Origin of the sequence: Allobosea sp. Root670 (genome assembly GCF_001429415.1) — a bacterium.
GTDB lineage: Bacteria > Pseudomonadota > Alphaproteobacteria > Rhizobiales > Beijerinckiaceae > Allobosea > Allobosea robiniae.
In genome coordinates, this window is the sequence record NZ_LMJU01000015.1 from 350,462 (window position 1) to 367,293 (window position 16,832).

The window sequence follows — 16,832 nt, forward strand, 5'->3', positions numbered from 1 at the left end:
CTAACAAGGCATGCCGAAACTCGCGCTCGAGCACTTCCTGCCCTATCGCCTGAACCGCCTGAGCTCGGCGGTCTCGCAGCAGTTCCGGGCGGTCTACGGCCCGCATCACGACCTGACCGTGCCGGAATGGCGGGTGCTCGCCACCCTCGCCCAGTTCGGGACGATCACGGCGAAGGCCATTGGCCGGCATTCCTCGATGCACAAGACCAAGGTCAGCCGGGCCGTGCGGGCGCTGGAGGAGCGGCGCTGGCTGGTCCGGCGCGAGAACGCGCAGGACAGGCGCGAGGAAAGCCTATCCCTGACGGCGCCCGGGCTGCACGCCTATCGCGAGATCGTGCCGCGCGCGCTGGCTTTCGAGGCCTCCATCCTCACTGCGCTCGGCCCCCATGCCGAGCCCTTGCTGGAAGCGCTCGCGCTGATGGAGGCGCGTTTCCCTGTCGAGTGAGGCACCTCTCCACGCTCTGGCGACAGAGCACGGGCGAGAACTCTCAGCCGGCCGTTTCAGTCGACCAGGCCGCGCTCCAGCGCCATGTCGATACAGCCATGGATATGGCCGTGCAGCAGCCGCTGAGCCTCGGCTGCATCGCGGCGCAGGGCGCAATCGAGCAGGGCCTTGTGATCCTCGGTCGAGGTCGGTCCCCAGAAGACGAAGAAGACCATCTGATAGCGCAGGTAGCGGTCATAGATACCGGCATGGAGATCAAGCAGCGCCTTGGAGCCGCAAGCCGAGACCAGCGCCTGATGGAATTCGAAATCGTAGCGTTTCCAGGCTTGCGTGCCCGACTCGTCGCCGGCGAGCAGGCGCTGCTCCATCCGGGCAAGCTTGTGATGGGCGGCGACGATGCGCCCTTCCCACTCGACATCCCCGGCCTGGAAGGACTGCGCCAGGGCGTTGCTCTCGATCAGCAGGCGCAGATCCGCCAGTTCCTTGAGGTCCGTCACCGAGCAGGGTGAGACCTGGAAGCCGCGCTGGCCTTCCGCGACCACGAGGCCCTGCGGCGCCAACCGGTTCAGGATCTCGCGCAGCGTGCTGATGCCGACGCCATAGACCGATTTCAATCGATCGAGCGGCAGGCGCTGCCCGGGCTGGAGTACGCCGAACACGATGTCGTGCCGGATGCGCTCATAGGCCTGCTCGCCGGTCGACAGCGCCGGGATGTCATCGCTGCCGAGATCGAATGCCGCGTCCGTCATGGTGCTCCGTACCGCCTCGCCGCCTTCCTGCCAGCCGCCGCTGCGGCTTGCAAGCGCGTGGACAGCAGTTTCATAAATCAACTGATGATCGATGAATTATCAGTTGATCTCTGTTTCGTCTTGTATCACGTTTCGCTCAGGAAACGCGAGCGAGGCCAGAGAACCTCGCCCTGGGAGATCGTCATGTCGGAGAAGGAAGGGCCGGCCGGCGCCGCAGCGGGAAGCGCGGCCGCATCGCGCCGCCTCTACATCCTGAACGGCCCAAACCTGAACCTGCTCGGGCAGCGCGAGCCGCATATCTACGGCTCGACCACGCTGGCCGAGATCCGAGAGAGCTGCGAAGCGAAGGCAGGTTCGCTCGGCTTTTCGGTCGACTTTCGACAGACCAATTTCGAGGGCGAACTGGTCGAGAGCGTGCATCAGGCGCGGCTCGAGGCCTGCGGGATCATCATCAACCCGGCCGGCTACACCTTCACCTCGGTTGCGCTGCTCGATGCGCTCAAGATGTTCGACGGCCCGAAGATCGAGCTGCACATCTCGAATGTGCATGCGCGTGAGAGCATCTATCACAACTCGCTGATCTCGCGGACCGCGACCGGCATCATCATCGGGATGGGCGCCGCCGGCTACGAACTTGCCATCCAGGCGATGGCCGGCCTGGTCGCGGCCAGGGCCTGATGGCGATGCCCCTGCCCTCCCGGCCCGGCAAGGCTTCAGGGATGCAGCATGCGCAGGAGCGTGTCGATCGCGGCCGCGCGGCGGCGGGCCAACGCTTCGGGCGCGCCCATGTCATGGCCGAAGACCTGGCGGATGCTGGCGCGGTTGGAGACGTTGTAGAAGGCGAGCGCGCTGATCGTCAGGTGGATATCGAGCGCCTCGATCCCCGGCCGGAACAGCCCCGCCGCCACGCCGCGTTCATAGGCCTCGCGGATCATGTCGATGGCCGAAAGGTTGAGCGAAGCGATCCGGTCCGAGCTTGCGAGATGGCGGCCATGGTGGATGTTCTCGACCATGACGAGACGGACGAAATCCGGGTTCTCGGCGTGATAGTCAAAGGTGAAGCCCGCCAGCAGCGTCATCGCCTCGACCGGCGGCAGGCTGGCGAGGTCGAGGCTGCGCTCGAAGCCGCGGATGCGCTCGTACATCTCCTCGAGGACGGCGCGGTAGAGCCCCTCCTTGTCCCCGAAATAATAGTAGATCATCCGCTTGCTGGTCGCGGTCCGCGCCGCGATCTCGTCGACGCGCGCGCCGCTCAGGCCGTTCTCGACGAATTCCTCCTTCGCGACGGTCAGGATGTTGCGGCGGACGCCCTCCGGGTCCTGCGTCCAGGACGCCGGCTTGCGGCCCGTCACCTTCTGCGTCGACGCTGCCTTGCTCATGCTTCCCTCATCGGAAACCGGCACGAAAGCCGGGTCGCACGCATTGAAATGGACAAGACGGTACATTGCGCTTGACCAAATGAACTATCTGGTACATTTAACATGTCGTCGGCAGAGCGCAAGCCGGCGAGCCTGACGACCAAGGCACCCGAGGAGAGGTGTCGCGACTGCAGACGGGAACCGGATCGACCCCTTCGAGAAGGTCGGCCGCGACTGCGTCGGACCGAAAAGTGGATTCCACTTTTCGGATGAATCCGATGCAACACCAAGGAGATAGATCACCGCGCCCCGTGGAACGCGCGATGATCTAGGGAGCGCCATGAACTACAAGCTCGATTTCACGCCGGTGATCGACGGGATGCCAGCCCTGCTGATGGGCTGCCTCGGCACCTTCCTGCTCGCGATCTGCGGCATGGCACTGGCCATCGTCATCGGCGTCGGCGGCGTGATCCTGCGCGACTCGAAGATCGCCCCGGTGCGCTGGCTGGTGAAGGCCTTCGTCGAAATCATCCGCAACACACCCTTCCTGGTCCAGATCTTCTTCATCTATTTCGCGCTGCCGCTGGCAGGATTGAGGCTCGATCCGACGCCGACCGCGATCATCGCGCTCGGCATCAATGGCGGCGCCTATGCGATCGAGATCATCCGCGGCGGCGTCCAGTCGATCGGCAAGGGCCAGATCGAGGCAGGGCTCGCACTCGGCCTGCACAAGGCGCAGGTCTTCCGGCTGATCGTGCTGAAGCCGGCGCTGAGGGCGATCTTCCCCTCGCTCACCAGCCAGTTCGTGCTGCTGACGCTGACGACCTCCATCGCCTCGGCGATCTCGGCTTACGAACTGACCTCGGTGGCGCAGCGGATCGAGTCCGACAGTTTCCGCTCCTTCGAGGTCTACGGCACGATCACGCTGTTCTACCTCGTGATCTCCTGGGTGATGATGCGCTTCTTCGACGCGATCTCGACCCGCTACTTCAGCTATCCGGTGAAGTGAGGGCACGATGGGAGCGAACGAATTCCTCTTCCTGCTCACCGGTCTGAAATGGACCGTGCTGCTCTCGATCGTCGGCTTCATCGGCGGCGGCGTGTGCGGGCTCGCCATCGCGCTGCTGCGCGTGTCCGGCCGGCCGCTGATCGAGCGGATCACCTCCGGCTATATCGCGCTGTTCCAGGGCACGCCGCTGCTGATGCAGCTCTTCGTGGTCTATTACGGCCTCGCGCTGGTCGGGCTGAAGCTCGATGCCTGGGTCGCGGTCGCGATCGGCTTCACGCTCCATGCCAGCGCCTATCTCGGCGAGATCTGGCGCGGATCGATCGAGGCCGTGCCGAAGGGCCAGACCGAGGCCGCCAAGGCGCTGAGCCTCCGCTATGTCTCGCGGATGCGCGACGTGATCCTGCCGCAGGCGATCCGCATCTCGCTGCCGGCGACGATCGGTTTCCTCGTCCAGCTGATCAAGGGCACTTCGCTCGCCGCGATCGTCGGCTTCACCGAGCTGACGCGGGCCGGCAACATCGTCTCCAACCAGATCTTCCAGCCGCTCCTCGTCTTCGGGATCGTCGGCATCCTCTACTTCCTGCTGTGCTGGCCGCTCTCGCTCTACGGCTCGCACCTGGAACGTCGCATGGCCATTGCCGCGCGCTGACAGACCCGTTCACCGCCTGACCACCAACCACCAAACACGAAGAGGGAGAGAAACATGACAAAGATGAAAACCACCCGCCGTAGCGTCCTGATCGCGGGCGCCGCTGCTTTGGCCTTGCCGGCCGTACTGAGCGCCCCTGCCCTCGCCGTCACCCCGGCCGAGATCAAGGCCAAGGGCAAGATCGTCGTCGGCATCCAGGGCGACAACCCGCCGTGGGGCTTCGTCACCAGCGCCGGCAAGCAGGACGGTCTCGATGCCGATATCGCGACGCTCTTCGCCAAGGAGCTCGGCGTGCAGGTCGAGTTCGTGCCGCTCGAGGTCAACAACCGCATCCCGGCCCTGACCACCGGTCGCGTCGACGTGCTGTTCGCGACCATGGCGATGCTGCCGGAGCGCGCCAAGGCTGTGCAGTTCTCGAAGCCCTATGTCGCCAACACCATCGTGCTCATCGGCCCGAAGAAGGACAAGATCACCACCAACGAGGATATGGGCCGCTATACGATCGGCGTCGCCAAGGGCGCGGCGCAGGACACGCAGGTTACCAAGAACGCGCCTGCCAACACCACGATCCGCCGCTATGACGGCGATGCGCCCTCGATCCAGGCGCTGGTCTCTGGCCAGGTCCAGGCGATCGGCGGCAACATCTTCTACATGCAGCGCATCGAGCAGGCCCGCCCCGGCGAGTTCGAGAACAAGCTCGAATTCCAGAACCTCTATAACGGCGCCTGCACCCGTCTCGGCGAGAAGGAGATCAACGCCGCGATCAACAGCTTCATCGACAAGATCAAGGCCAATGGCGAGCTGCAGAAGATCTACGACAAGTGGATGAAGGTGCCGGTTCACAAGTTCCCGGACAGCCTCGAAGGCATCACCTTCACCGCGAGCTGATCGCCAAGAAATCGGGGCCAGGGCCATGAACGCGCCAGCCGCACAGCCTTCCGGGGCGGATGCCATGATTGCCATGACGCATGTCGAGAAATGGTATGGCGAGTTCAAGGCCCTGACCGATATCAGTCTCACGGTCCGCAAAGGCGAGCGCATCGTGCTTTGCGGACCGTCGGGCTCCGGCAAATCGACGCTGATCCGCTGCATCAACCATCTGGAGACTTACCAGAAGGGCGAGATTCGGGTCGGCGGCACCAGGCTCGGGGACGATGCCCGAACCATCGACGCGGTACGCCGCGAGGTCGGCATGGTCTTCCAGCACTTCAACCTGTTCCCGCACATGACCGTGCTGCAGAACTGCATGCTGGCGCCGATGCGCTCGCTCGGCGCCAGCAAGGCGGAGGCCGAGGCCACCGCCCGCCAACTGCTCGGCCGCGTGAAGATCCTCGAACAGGCCGAGAAATACCCGGCGCAGCTCTCCGGCGGCCAGCAGCAGCGCGTCGCGATCGCGCGGGCGCTGTGCATGAAACCGAAGGTCATGCTGTTCGACGAGCCCACCTCGGCGCTCGATCCCGAGATGGTCAAGGAAGTCCTCGACACCATGATCGCGCTCGCCGAGGAGGGCATGACCATGATCTGCGTCACCCATGAGATGGGGTTTGCCCGCCAGGTGGCGAACCGCGTCATCTTCATGGCCGAGGGCGCCATCGTCGAGGAGGCGCCGCCCGAGGAGTTCTTCCAGAATCCGCGCCATGAGCGGACGCGGAAGTTCCTCGGCGAAATCCTGCACAAGCACTGAAACATCCGTCCGGCCAAGGTCCGGACGCTTCAACGGAATGCGATCGATGTCCCGCCTCGTCTATGTCCTGAACGGCCCGAACCTGAACCTGCTCGGCAAGCGCCAGCCGCATATTTACGGGCACGAGACCCTGGCCGATGTCGAGCGCGACTGCCGCAAGCTCGCCGAAGAGCTGAAGCTCGAGCTGCGCTTCCACCAGTCGAACCGCGAATACGAACTGATCGACTGGATCCACGAGGCGCGCGAGGACGGCGCCGGCATCGTCATCAACCCGGCCGCCTTCACGCATACCTCGGTCGCGCTGCTCGACGCGCTCAACACCTTCGAGGGGCCGGTGATCGAGTGCCATATCTCGCAGGTGCATAAGCGCGAGGCCTTCCGCCATCACTCCTATGTCTCCATGCGCTCCGACGGCGTCATCGCCGGTTTCGGAACGCAAGGGTATCAGCTTGGCTTGCGGCGCATCGCCAAGCTGATCGCCGACGCGGCCGCTTGAGGAACGCCCCGATGGCTCCGGTGAAGATCGCGGTGATGGGAGCGGGCCTGATCGGCAAGCGCCACGCCGCCCATGTCCGGGCCGAGCCCGGCGCCGCCCTCTCGGCGATCATCGATCCCGCCCCAGCCGGCAAGGCCTTCGCCGAGGAGATCGGCGTCGCCTGGTATCCGGGTTTCGACGCCCTCCCCGCTTCGGAGAAGCCGGACGGCGTCATTGTCGCGACGCCGAACCAGCTCCATGTCGCCAACGGGCTGGAGCTGGTCGCGGCCGGTGTCCCGATGCTCGTCGAGAAGCCGCTGGCGGACAGCGTCGACAGCGCCCGCAAGCTCGTCCAGGCCGCCGAGGCGGCGGGCGTGCCACTGCTCGTCGGCCATCACCGCCGCCACAATCCGATGATCCGGAAAGCGCGCGAGGCGATCGATGCCGGCCGGCTGGGCCGTATCCTGACCCTCAACGGCCAGTTCTGGCTGGTGAAGCCGGACGATTATTTCGATGTCGACTGGCGCCGGCAGGAAGGCGCCGGGCCGGTCCTGATCAACCTGATCCACGATATCGATCTGTTCCGCTATCTCTGCGGCGAGATCGTCGGCGTGCAGGCATTGAGCTCGAACGCTGTGCGCGGCAATCCGGCCGAGGAGACTGCGGTCGCGATCCTGCGCTTCGCCAATGGAGCGCTCGGCACGGTCAGCGCCTCCGACACCGTGGTTTCGCCCTGGAGCTGGGAGCTGACGACCGGCGAGAACCCCGCCTATCCGCAGCAGGACCAGTCCTGTTACCAGATCGGCGGTACGCATGGTGCGCTGACGATTCCCGCGCTCGAACTCTGGAACCACTCAGACAGGCGCGGCTGGTGGGAGCCGCTGCGGCGCGAGCGCATCCCCTTCGTTCCGGAAGACCCGCTTCAGGCCCAGGTCCGGCATTTCTGCGCGGTGATCCGTGGCGAGGAACAACCGCTCGTCTCCGGTCGCGAGGGCTTGGCGACGCTTGCCGTCATCGAGGCGGTGAAGCGGGCCGCGCGCAGCGGCGCACCGGTCGAGATCGCCCCGGAGGCTGCTCCGGCGAGGGCCAAAGCATGATCAAGGGCACGACGCGATTGATCGGTCATCTCGGCTATCCGACCGAGAGCTTCAAGGCGCCGATGATCTACAACCCCTATTTCCAGCGCGAGGGGATCGATGCTGTCGTCGTGCCGATGGGTTGCCGCAGCGAAGACTATCCCGATTTCCTCAAGCTGTTCTTCCGTCTGTCCAATGCCCATGGCGCGCTGGTGACGATGCCGCACAAGGTCACCACGACCGGTCTCGTCGATGTGCTCTCGCCGACCGCCGCCATTGCCGGCGCCTGCAATGCCGTGCGGCTGGAAGCGGACGGCCGGCTCACAGGCGACATGTTCGATGGCGAAGGTTTCGTACGCGGCGTTCTGCGCAAGGGGCACAAGCTCGCTGGCGCCCGCGCGCTGGTGATCGGTGCCGGCGGCGTCGGCTCGGCGATTGCCGCTTCTCTGGCGAAGGCCGGCGTCGCGGAGCTGGGTCTGTTCGACAAGCATGCTCCCGCAGCCGCGGAACTCGGGCAGCGGCTGGTTGCTCACTACCCTGCCCTTCGCGTCACGACCGGCTCGAACGACCCTGATGGCTTCGACCTCGTCGTCAACGCGACTCCTCTTGGCATGAAGCCGGGCGATCCCCTGCCGGTCGATATCTCCCGCCTGCCCGCCTCCGCCTTCGTCGGCGAAGTCGTAATGGCGCAGGAGATCACGCCGTTCCTAGCGGCCGCCCGTGCGCGCGGCTGCGCCGTGCAGGTCGGCACCGACATGCTGTTCGAGCAGATTCCCGCCTATCTGGAATTCTTCGGCCTGCCTTCGACCACGGCCGAGGATTTGCGCGCCGTGGCGCGACTGGCCTGAGAGGAGGCACACCGTGATTCCATCGATCGCCACCGTCTGCGTTTCCGGGACGCTTCAGGAGAAGCTCGAGGCCATTGCCGCCGCGGGCTTCACGGCGGTGGAGATATTCGAGAACGACCTGATCGCCTTTCCCGGTTCGCCCACGGAAGTCCGGCGCATCTGCGCCGATCTCGGCCTGACCATCGTGACCTGCCAGCCCTTCCGCGATTTCGAGGGCATGCCGGAGGGGCGCCGCCAGCGCGTCTTTGATCGGGCAGAGCGCAAGTTCGATCTCTTGCAGGAACTGGGAACGGACCTGCTCTTCATCTGCTCCAGCGTCTCGCCGGAGGCGCTTCCGGGTATCGACCGGCTCGCCGCCGATTTCGCCGAGCTCGGGGAGCGGGCCGGCCGGCGCGGCCTTCGCGTCGGCTACGAGGCGCTGGCCTGGGGGCGGCATGTCTTCGACTATCGCGACGCCTGGGAGATCGTGCGGCGCGCCAACCGGCCGGAAGTCGGGATCATCCTCGATTCCTTCCATATCCTGTCGCGCGGGCTCGACCTCGCGGCGATCGGCACGATCCCGCGCGACAAGATCGAGATGGTGCAGATGGCCGATGCGCCGCTGCTGCAGATGGACCCGCTCTCCTGGAGCCGACACTGGCGCTGCCTGCCCGGCCAGGGCGACCTCGATCTCTCCGGCTTCATGCGGGCGCTGGCCGCGACCGGCTATGACGGCGTGCTCTCGCTGGAGATCTTCAACGATCGTTTCCGCGCCGGTTCCGCGCGTTCCGTCGCGCTCGACGGCCATCGCTCGCTGATCTGGCTGCTCGACGAGACCGCGCGGCAAGTCGGCAAGCCGGTGCCCGGCGCGGTGCCGNCTTCCGCGCCGGTTCCGCGCGTTCCGTCGCGCTCGACGGCCATCGCTCGCTGATCTGGCTGCTCGACGAGACCGCGCGGCAAGTCGGCAAGCCGGTGCCCGGCGCGGTGCCAATGCCGCCGCCGGCCCCGGTCGAGGCGGTCGAGTTCATCGAGTTCACGGTGTCGGAGGCCGAACGGCCGGGTTTCGAGAAGCTGCTGTGCGCGCTCGGCTTCGCGCGCGCCGGCGCGCATCGCTCCAAGGATGTCGATCTCTGGCGCCAGGGCGATATCCGCATCGTGCTGAACAGCGAGGCTGACGGCTTTGCCCATAGCTACCAGATCACCCATGGCACCTCGGTCTGTGCGCTGGCCCTGCGCGTGCCGGATGCGCAGGCCGCGATCGCGCGCGCCAAGGCCCTGCTCGACGTGCCCCATGCCGGCGCGATCGGGCCGGACGAGCTCGACATCCCGGCCGTGCGCGGGCTCGGCGGCAGCCTGCTCTATTTCCTCGACCAGGCTTCGGCGCTCGGCCGCTGGGCCGAGGTCGATTTCGAAGCGACCGGCGAAGTCTCGGACGATGCCGGGCTCACCGGCGTCGACCATGTCTCGCAGAGCATGCAGTACGAGGAGATGCTGACCTGGCTCTTGTTCTATTCCTCGCTGTTCGAGACCCGGAAGACGCCGAGCCAGGCCGTGCTCGACCCCGGCGGCGTGGTCCAGAGCCAGGTGATCGAGAGCGGGCTCGACGGCCGGAACGGCCATGGCTTGAGGCTCATCCTCAACGGCTCGCAGAGCCACCGCACGCTCTCGGCCCGCTTCATCACCGATTTCTTCGGCTCGGGCGTGCAGCATATCGCCTTCGCGACCGACGACATCGCTGCGACCGTCAAGCGGCTGGCTGCCAATGGCGTCGCCATGCTACCCATCCCCGAGAACTATTATGACGACCTCGAAGCCCGCTCCGACCTGACGGCGCAGGAGATCGACGCGATGAAGGCGCTGAACATCCTCCATGACAGCGATGCCGGCGGCGCCTTCCGCCAGGCCTATACGCAGACGCTGGATGGTGGCTTGTTCTTCGAGATCGTCCAGCGCGATGGCTATGCCGGCTATGGCGCGGCCAATGCCGGCATCCGGCTCACCGCGCAATCCAGGCTTGCGCGCCCGATCAGCGTGCCCGCGCCGAGCCATGGCTGAGGAGAGATAAGCCGCATGAGCAGCCTGATCCTTCCCTATGCGGGGCTCGATGCCGGGCAGCCGGCCTCGATCGCCCAGCGCAAGCCGGACGGGACCTAGTGGCTCGACATCAACCTCGCCGGCGAAAACGAGATGGTGTTTTTCGATCTGTAAGTGAAAGGCGGCCGCTCAGGCCGCCTTTTTCCGTTCCGCGATCCGCGCGAGATCGGTCAGCAGCCGGCGTGTCGCCTTCAGGCGCTGCTCGACAGTGTCGAAATCGTCGATGAAGACGACGCGCATGTCCGGGCGCACCTTCGCCAGCGTGCCGATCTTCGCGACATACGAGACCAGCCCTTCCGGATTGGCGAACTCGTTGTTGCGGAAGGCGACGATGATGCCCTTCGGTCCGGCCTCGACCTTCTCGACATTGGCGCGCTTACAGAGCGCCTTGATCGCGACGATCTCCAGCAGCTGGTTGACCTCCTCCGGCAGCGGGCCGAAGCGGTCGACCAGCTCGGCGCCGAAGGACTGCAATTCGGCATCGTCGTCCATGGTCGAGAGGCGCTTGTAGAGCGTCAGCCTCAGCGTCAGGTCGGCAACATAGTGCTCGGGGATCATGACCGGCGCGCCGACCTGGATCGCCGGCGACCATTGCGTCTCCGTCTCGAACTCGATGCCGGCCTTGAGCGCCGCCACCGCCTCCTCCAGCATCTGCTGGTAGAGCTCGTAGCCGACCTCCTTGATATGGCCGGACTGCTCGTCGCCGAGCAGGTTGCCGGCGCCGCGGATGTCGAGATCGTGGCTGGCGAGCTGGAAGCCGGCGCCCAGCGTGTCGAGCGATTGCAGGACCTTGAGGCGCTTCTCGGCCTGCTCGGTCAGCTTGCGATTGGCCGGCACGGTGAAGAGCGCATAGGCGCGCGTCTTCGAGCGGCCGACGCGGCCCCGGAGCTGATAGAGCTGGGCAAGGCCGAACATGTCGGCGCGGTGGACGATCAGCGTGTTTGCGGTCGGGATATCGAGGCCCGATTCGACGATCGTGGTCGAGAGCAGGATGTCGTACTGGCCGTCATAGAAGGCGGTCATCACGTCTTCCAGCGTGCCCGCCGCCATCTGGCCATGGGCGATGCCGACCTTGCACTCCGGCACCTGCTTGTCGAGGAAGTCCTTGACGTCGGCGATGTCCTCGATGCGCGGCACGACATAGAAGCTGCGCCCACCCCGGTAACGCTCGCGCAGCAGCGCCTCGCGCACGATCAGCGGGTCGAAGGGCGTGACGAAGGTGCGCACCGCCAGGCGGTCGACCGGCGGCGTTGCGATAATGGAGAGCTCGCGCACCCCGGTCATGGCGAGCTGGAGCGTGCGCGGGATCGGCGTCGCCGAGAGGGTGAGCATGTGCACCTCGGCGCGCAATTCCTTCAGCTTCTCCTTATGGGCGACGCCGAAATGCTGCTCCTCGTCGACGATGACGAGGCCGAGATCCTTGAAGTCGACGCCCTTGCCAAGCAACGCATGGGTGCCGACGACGATATCCATCGTGCCGTCGCGCGCACCCTGCTTCACCGCCTTGAGATCGGCCGAGCCGACGAAGCGCGAGGCCTGCCCGACATGGACCGGCAAGCCGGCAAAGCGATCGGCGAAGTTGCGGTAGTGCTGGCGGGCGAGCAGCGTCGTCGGGACGACGACCGCGACCTGCTTGCCGTTGAGCGCTGCGGCGAAAGCGGCACGCAGCGCGACTTCGGTCTTGCCGAAGCCGACATCGCCGCAGACCAGCCGGTCCATCGGGCGCCCGGCCGCAAGATCGTCCAGCACCGCATCGATGGTGTTCTGCTGGTCCTCGGTCTCCTCATAGGGGAAGCGGGCGCAGAACTCGTCATAGACGCCATCCGGCGGGATGAGCCGCGGCGCATCCTTGAGCGCGCGGGCCGCCGCGATCTGGATGAGCTTGCCAGCCATCTCGCGGATGCGCTGCTTGAGCTTGGCCTTGCGTGCCTGCCAGCCGCCGCCACCGAGCCGGTCGAGCTGGACCTCGGTATCCTCGGAGCCGTAGCGCGACAGAAGCTCGATATTCTCGACCGGCAGGAACAGCTTGGAATCGCCGGCATAATGGATTTCGAGGCAGTCATGCGGCGCGCCGGCCGCCGTGATCGTCTGCAGGCCGATGAAACGGCCGATGCCGTGATCGACATGGACGATTAGATCGCCCGGCGCGAGCGAGGACAGTTCGGCGATGAAATCCTGCGGGCGCCTGGTCTTGCGGCGCGGCCGGACGAGGCGGTCGCCCAGGATGTCCTGCTCGCCGATGACCGCGAGGCGCCCGGCCTCGAAGCCGGTCTCGAAGCCCCAGACGGCGAGCGCGATCGTGCCGGGCTTGAGATCGAAGGCGGCGCGCAGCGAGCCGGTCAGCTGCGTGCTTTTCAGGCCGTGATCGGCCAGCACATGCGCCAGTCGCTCGCGCGAGCCCTCCGACCAGGCGGCGAGGATGACGCGCTTGCCCTCAGTCTCCAGCGCCTTCACATGCGCGACGGCGGCATCGAACACGCCGCCGGCATCGGCCGTTCGCTCGGCCGCGAAGCTGCGACCCTGCTTGCCGCCGAGATCGAGGATGAGCTTGCCCTCGCTGTCCGGTAGCTGGAACGGCGTCATGCTGGCGACGCCGGAAGCATCGATCACCGCGCGCCAGTCGGTCGGCGAGAGATAGAGCGCATCCGGCGGCAGCGGCTTGTAGGGAATGCCGCCGCCCCCGCCCTGCTCCAGTGCGGCTTTGCGGGCGTCGTAATAGTCCTTGATCAGGCTGATGCGCTCGCCGATCGCATCCTCGGCCTGATGGTCGAGCACCAGCGGAACGTCCGGCAGATAGGTGAAGAGCGTATCGAGCTTCTCCGCCAGCAATGGCAGCCAGTGCTCAAGACCGGCCGGGCGGCGGCCTTCGCTGACCGCTTCATAGAGCGTGTCGTCGCGGCCGGGCGTGCCGAAGGTCGAGATATAGGACTGGCGGAAGCGGCGGATGCTCTCGCTCGTCATCTGCGCTTCGGACATCGGCACGAGATCGAGCCCACGGAGCTGCCCGGTGGTGCGCTGCGTCTCCGGATCGAAGGTGCGGATCGATTCCAGCGTGTCGCCGAAGAAGTCGAGCCGGATCGGTGCCGGCATGCCGGGCGGGAACAGGTCGACGATGCCGCCGCGGACGGCGAATTCGCCGGTCTCGCGCACGGTCGAGGTTCTGAGATAGCCGTTGATGTCGAGCCAGCGCGCCAACTGCTCGATATCGACCATGTTGCCGGGCGCCGCCGAGAAGCTCTCCGACGCCACCTTGCCGAAGGCGGGCACGCGCTGGAGCGCGGCATTGACGGTGGTCAGCAGCAGGCGTGGCCGGTCGCCAGACCTGGTCTTGGCGAGGCGCGAGAGTGTCGTCATCCGGTGCGCGACGATGGCCGGCGCCGGCGAGACACGGTCATAAGGCTGGCAGTCCCAGGCCGGGAAGCTCATCACCTCGAGATCGGGTGCTACGAATTGCAGCGCGTTCTCAAGCACCTGCAGGCGCTGGCCGTCACGCGCGATGAAGACGAGCAGCGCCGGGCCTTCCGCCTTCTTGGCGCGTGCGCGGGTGAGATCCGCGAGCACGACGGCGTCGAAGCCATCGGGCACGCCGGCAAGCGTCGGCTTGTCGCCGCGGTTCAGCGCATCGAGCAGGCGGTCGAGCTGCGGCTTTGCGATCTGGGACGGGGGAGGAATGCTCATCGAAGTCGTCGTTTTCTCAATTACCTGAGGTCATCCCGGACAAGCCGCGAAGCGGCGCCGATCCGGGATCCATGCCTGAACCTCCATCGGCGGCGTTCCGGAATGGATCCCGGGTCTGCGCTTCGCTACGCCCGGGATGACAGCGGGCACTTCATCAGTGCTCACACATGAATAGGCTTGTCGTGATGGTGGAAAGCCCGAAGCTTGCGGAACAGCTCCGTGTCGTAATTCGCCGGCACGGGCGCCTCTCCGGTCACCCAGCTCAGCAGGTCGCGGTCCAGCACCTCGATCAGGCGCTCGAACTCGTCGAGCTCGGCATCGCTGAAGCCGGCGATCGCGTCGTCGGCGAAACGGCCCATGATCAGGTCCATCTCGCGCATGCCGCGATGCCAGGCGCGGAACAGGATCTTGCGGCGGCGCGGGTCGAGATCGGCGCTGGAGCGGGTCGAGCCGGACATGGGAACCTCGAACAGGAAAAACTTCAGGCTGAAAACCTGGGGGAAGGCGCAATAACGAATGGGCCGGCCCCGTCGCGGAGCCTGCCTGAGCAGGCTATATAGCGATGCAACCCGGCGAAGTCAGCGGCGAAGCGGCTGCGATCTTCGCGCTCCTGACAATTGCCGAGACGTCTTGCGCCCTTCGATCCTCGATCCGCTCTTCGCTCCCGTCACGACGCTTTCCGGCGTCGGGCCCAAGCTCGGCAAGGTTCTGGAAAAGTTTCTTGGCGACGAGACGCAGGCAGCGCGCGTCATTGACCTGATGTTCCAGTTACCGACCGGTGCGGTCGACCGGCGCCCAAGCCCTTCGATCGCGGATACGCCGATCGGCGATGTCGCGACCTTCACCGCCCGCGTCAGCGAGCATCGCGCCGCCCCCGCCGGCAAGAAGGCGCCTTATCGCATCATCGTCGAGGACGAGACCGGCGACGTGACGCTCGTCTTCTTCCATGCCGATTCGCGGCATCTGGCACAGACCCTGCCGATCGGCGCCTACCGGCTGATCTCGGGCAAGCTGGAGCTCTGGGAAGGCATGCGCCAGATGGTGCATCCCGAGCGCATCCTCGATCCCAAGCTCGCAGCGACGCTGCCGGCCTTCGAGCCGGTCTATCCGCTGACCGAGGGCATCGGCCAGCGCATGATGATGCGGACCGTGCAGGCAGCGGCCGAGCGCTGCCCGGAGATGCCGGAATGGCAGGACCCGGCCTTCCTCGCCAGGGGTGACTTCCCTTCGTTCCATGCGGCGGTCGAAGCCCTGCATCACCCGGTCGATCGCAAGGCGGCGGAGGGCGACACCGTTGCGCGGCGGCGCATCGGCTATGACGAATTGCTGGCGAGCCAGATCGCGCTCGCGCTTGTCCGCCGCCAGCAGAAGAAGATCGCCGGGCGAGCCACGACCGGCGACGGGGGCGTGCGCTTCCGCATCCAGTCCGCCCTGCCCTTCGAATTGACCGAGGGCCAGCGCAAGGCGATCGCCGATATCCATTCCGATATGGCCAAGCCCGAGAAGATGCTGCGCCTCCTGCAGGGCGATGTCGGCTCCGGCAAGACCGTGGTCGCGCTGATGGCCATGGCCGCCGCCGCCGAAGCCGGACGGCAATCGGTGCTGATGGCACCGACCGAAATCCTCGCCCGCCAGCATGCCGAGCGCTTGGCGCCGCTGGCCGAGAAGGCCGGCCTGAAACTCGCCCTGCTGACCGGGCGCGAGAAGGGCGCCGGCCGCAAGCAAGTGCTCGCCGGACTGGCCGATGGTTCGATCGACATCGCGGTCGGGACCCATGCGCTGTTCCAGGAGGGTGTCGCCTTCCATGATCTCGCGCTCGCCGTCGTCGACGAGCAGCACCGTTTCGGCGTGCATCAGCGCCTGCTGCTCGGCTCCAAGGGCGAGGCGGTCGACGTGCTGGTGATGACCGCGACGCCGATCCCGCGCACGCTCTCGCTGACCTGGTTCGGCGACATGGATATCTCGATCCTCTCGGAGAAGCCGGCGGGCCGGAAGCCGATCGTCACCCGCGCCGTCTCCTCGGAACGGTATGACGAGGTCGTCGGCGCCATCGGCCGGGCGGTCGAGAGCGGGGCGCAGGCCTATTGGGTCTGCCCGCTCGTGCAGGAATCCGATACGCTCGATGTCGCTGCTGCGCTGGAGCGCTATGACGCGTTGCGCGAGATCTTCGGCGGCAAGGTTGGGCTGCTCCATGGCCAGATGCCCGGCCGCGAGAAGGACGCCGCCATGGCCGCCTTCGTCGCCGGCGAGACGCGCATCCTCGTCTCGACCACCGTGATCGAAGTCGGCGTCGACGTGCCCAATGCCAGCGTCATGGTGATCGAGCATGCCGAGCGCTTCGGCCTTGCGCAGTTGCATCAGCTGCGCGGGCGCATCGGGCGCGGTTCGGCCGCCTCGACCTGCCTCCTGCTCTACAAGGGGCCGCTCGGTCCGGTCGCCGAAGCGCGGCTGACGATCATGCGCGAGACCGAGGACGGCTTCCGCATCGCCGAGGAGGATCTGCGTCTGCGTGGTGAGGGCGAGGTGCTCGGCACCAAGCAATCGGGCTCGCCCGATTGGCGCATCGCCCGGCCGGAAATCGACGGCGACCTGCTGGCAGCCGCCCGCGACGATGCGCGGCTCCTGATCGAGCGCGACCCGCATCTGGAGACGCCGCGCGGCCAGGCGATCCGGGTGCTGCTCTATCTGTTCGAGCGCGACGTCGCGATCAGGTTGCTGCGGGCAGGCTGATCACTGCTGTCACGGCTTCGTCGCCTGGCGCCTAGCAATGGCGCTTTGGCGCTGGCAG

16 protein-coding genes are annotated in these 16,832 nt (G+C 66.3%); 12 read left to right on the forward strand and 4 right to left on the reverse strand.

Going from position 1 to position 16,832, the window contains the following annotated elements:
- The first annotated feature begins 10 nt into the window (after positions 1-10).
- Positions 11-445, forward strand: coding sequence for a MarR family winged helix-turn-helix transcriptional regulator (locus tag ASE61_RS14090; protein WP_061967872.1), 435 nt, complete (start codon positions 11-13; stop codon positions 443-445).
- Positions 446-501: 56 nt separating this feature from the next.
- On the opposite strand, the gene ASE61_RS14095 is transcribed toward ASE61_RS14090, so the two are convergent.
- The gene (locus tag ASE61_RS14095; protein WP_061967873.1) at positions 502-1,194 is read right to left on the reverse strand and encodes a GntR family transcriptional regulator; all 693 of its coding nucleotides are present in this window, start codon (positions 1,192-1,194) and stop codon (positions 502-504) included.
- A 183-nt stretch (positions 1,195-1,377) separates the two neighbouring features.
- On the opposite strand from ASE61_RS14095, the gene ASE61_RS14100 reads away from it, so the two are divergent.
- Complete coding sequence (locus tag ASE61_RS14100; protein ID WP_061967876.1) at positions 1,378-1,872, forward strand: type II 3-dehydroquinate dehydratase; 495 nt, start codon at positions 1,378-1,380, stop codon at positions 1,870-1,872.
- Between the two features lie 35 nt (positions 1,873-1,907).
- Here the strand turns inward: ASE61_RS14100 and ASE61_RS14105 are convergent, their stop codons facing one another.
- Positions 1,908-2,573: a TetR/AcrR family transcriptional regulator gene (locus ASE61_RS14105; protein ID WP_061967878.1), complete on the reverse strand. Its 666-nt coding sequence runs from the start codon at positions 2,571-2,573 to the stop codon at positions 1,908-1,910.
- Between the two features lie 319 nt (positions 2,574-2,892).
- Between ASE61_RS14105 and ASE61_RS14110 the strand changes: the two genes are divergently transcribed.
- From ASE61_RS14110 to ASE61_RS25990, 9 genes are all read left to right on the forward strand, one after another.
- Positions 2,893-3,561, forward strand: coding sequence for an amino acid ABC transporter permease (locus ASE61_RS14110; RefSeq protein WP_061967879.1), 669 nt, complete (start codon positions 2,893-2,895; stop codon positions 3,559-3,561).
- Between the two features lie 7 nt (positions 3,562-3,568).
- Positions 3,569-4,210: an amino acid ABC transporter permease gene (locus ASE61_RS14115; RefSeq protein WP_061967881.1), complete on the forward strand. Its 642-nt coding sequence runs from the start codon at positions 3,569-3,571 to the stop codon at positions 4,208-4,210.
- A 54-nt stretch (positions 4,211-4,264) separates the two neighbouring features.
- On the forward strand, positions 4,265-5,098 hold the full coding sequence (locus ASE61_RS14120; RefSeq protein ID WP_061967883.1) for a transporter substrate-binding domain-containing protein: 834 nt from the start codon (positions 4,265-4,267) through the stop codon (positions 5,096-5,098).
- A 64-nt stretch (positions 5,099-5,162) separates the two neighbouring features.
- Positions 5,163-5,894 (forward strand): amino acid ABC transporter ATP-binding protein, encoded by a 732-nt coding sequence (locus ASE61_RS14125; protein ID WP_156407098.1) that lies wholly within the window; start codon positions 5,163-5,165, stop codon positions 5,892-5,894.
- Between the two features lie 46 nt (positions 5,895-5,940).
- A complete protein-coding gene (aroQ, locus tag ASE61_RS14130; protein WP_061967887.1) occupies positions 5,941-6,390 on the forward strand; it encodes a type II 3-dehydroquinate dehydratase in 450 nt (149 codons plus the stop codon).
- Positions 6,391-6,401: 11 nt separating this feature from the next.
- On the forward strand, positions 6,402-7,466 hold the full coding sequence (locus tag ASE61_RS14135) for a Gfo/Idh/MocA family protein (protein WP_061967889.1): 1,065 nt from the start codon (positions 6,402-6,404) through the stop codon (positions 7,464-7,466).
- Positions 7,463-8,293 (forward strand): shikimate dehydrogenase family protein, encoded by an 831-nt coding sequence (locus ASE61_RS14140; RefSeq protein ID WP_061967891.1) that lies wholly within the window; start codon positions 7,463-7,465, stop codon positions 8,291-8,293. The genes ASE61_RS14135 and ASE61_RS14140 overlap by 4 nt, the downstream gene beginning before the upstream one ends.
- Before the next feature lie 13 nt (positions 8,294-8,306).
- A partial coding sequence (locus ASE61_RS25985) for a sugar phosphate isomerase/epimerase family protein (protein ID WP_156407113.1) occupies positions 8,307-9,149 on the forward strand: 843 nt, incomplete at its 3' end.
- 113 nt (positions 9,150-9,262) lie between these two features.
- Positions 9,263-10,327, forward strand: a complete 1,065-nt coding sequence (locus ASE61_RS25990) for a 4-hydroxyphenylpyruvate dioxygenase family protein (protein ID WP_244492858.1) — start codon at positions 9,263-9,265, stop codon at positions 10,325-10,327.
- Positions 10,328-10,495: 168 nt separating this feature from the next.
- Here ASE61_RS25990 and mfd read toward each other — a convergent pair whose 3' ends face one another.
- Positions 10,496-14,044, reverse strand: coding sequence for a transcription-repair coupling factor (gene mfd / locus ASE61_RS14150; RefSeq protein ID WP_061967893.1), 3,549 nt, complete (start codon positions 14,042-14,044; stop codon positions 10,496-10,498).
- A 161-nt stretch (positions 14,045-14,205) separates the two neighbouring features.
- Positions 14,206-14,502: a succinate dehydrogenase assembly factor 2 gene (locus ASE61_RS14155; protein WP_047577233.1), complete on the reverse strand. Its 297-nt coding sequence runs from the start codon at positions 14,500-14,502 to the stop codon at positions 14,206-14,208.
- 172 nt (positions 14,503-14,674) lie between these two features.
- Between ASE61_RS14155 and recG the strand changes: the two genes are divergently transcribed.
- Positions 14,675-16,774, forward strand: a complete 2,100-nt coding sequence (gene recG, locus ASE61_RS14160) for an ATP-dependent DNA helicase RecG (protein WP_061967895.1) — start codon at positions 14,675-14,677, stop codon at positions 16,772-16,774.
- Positions 16,775-16,832 lie beyond the last annotated feature (58 nt).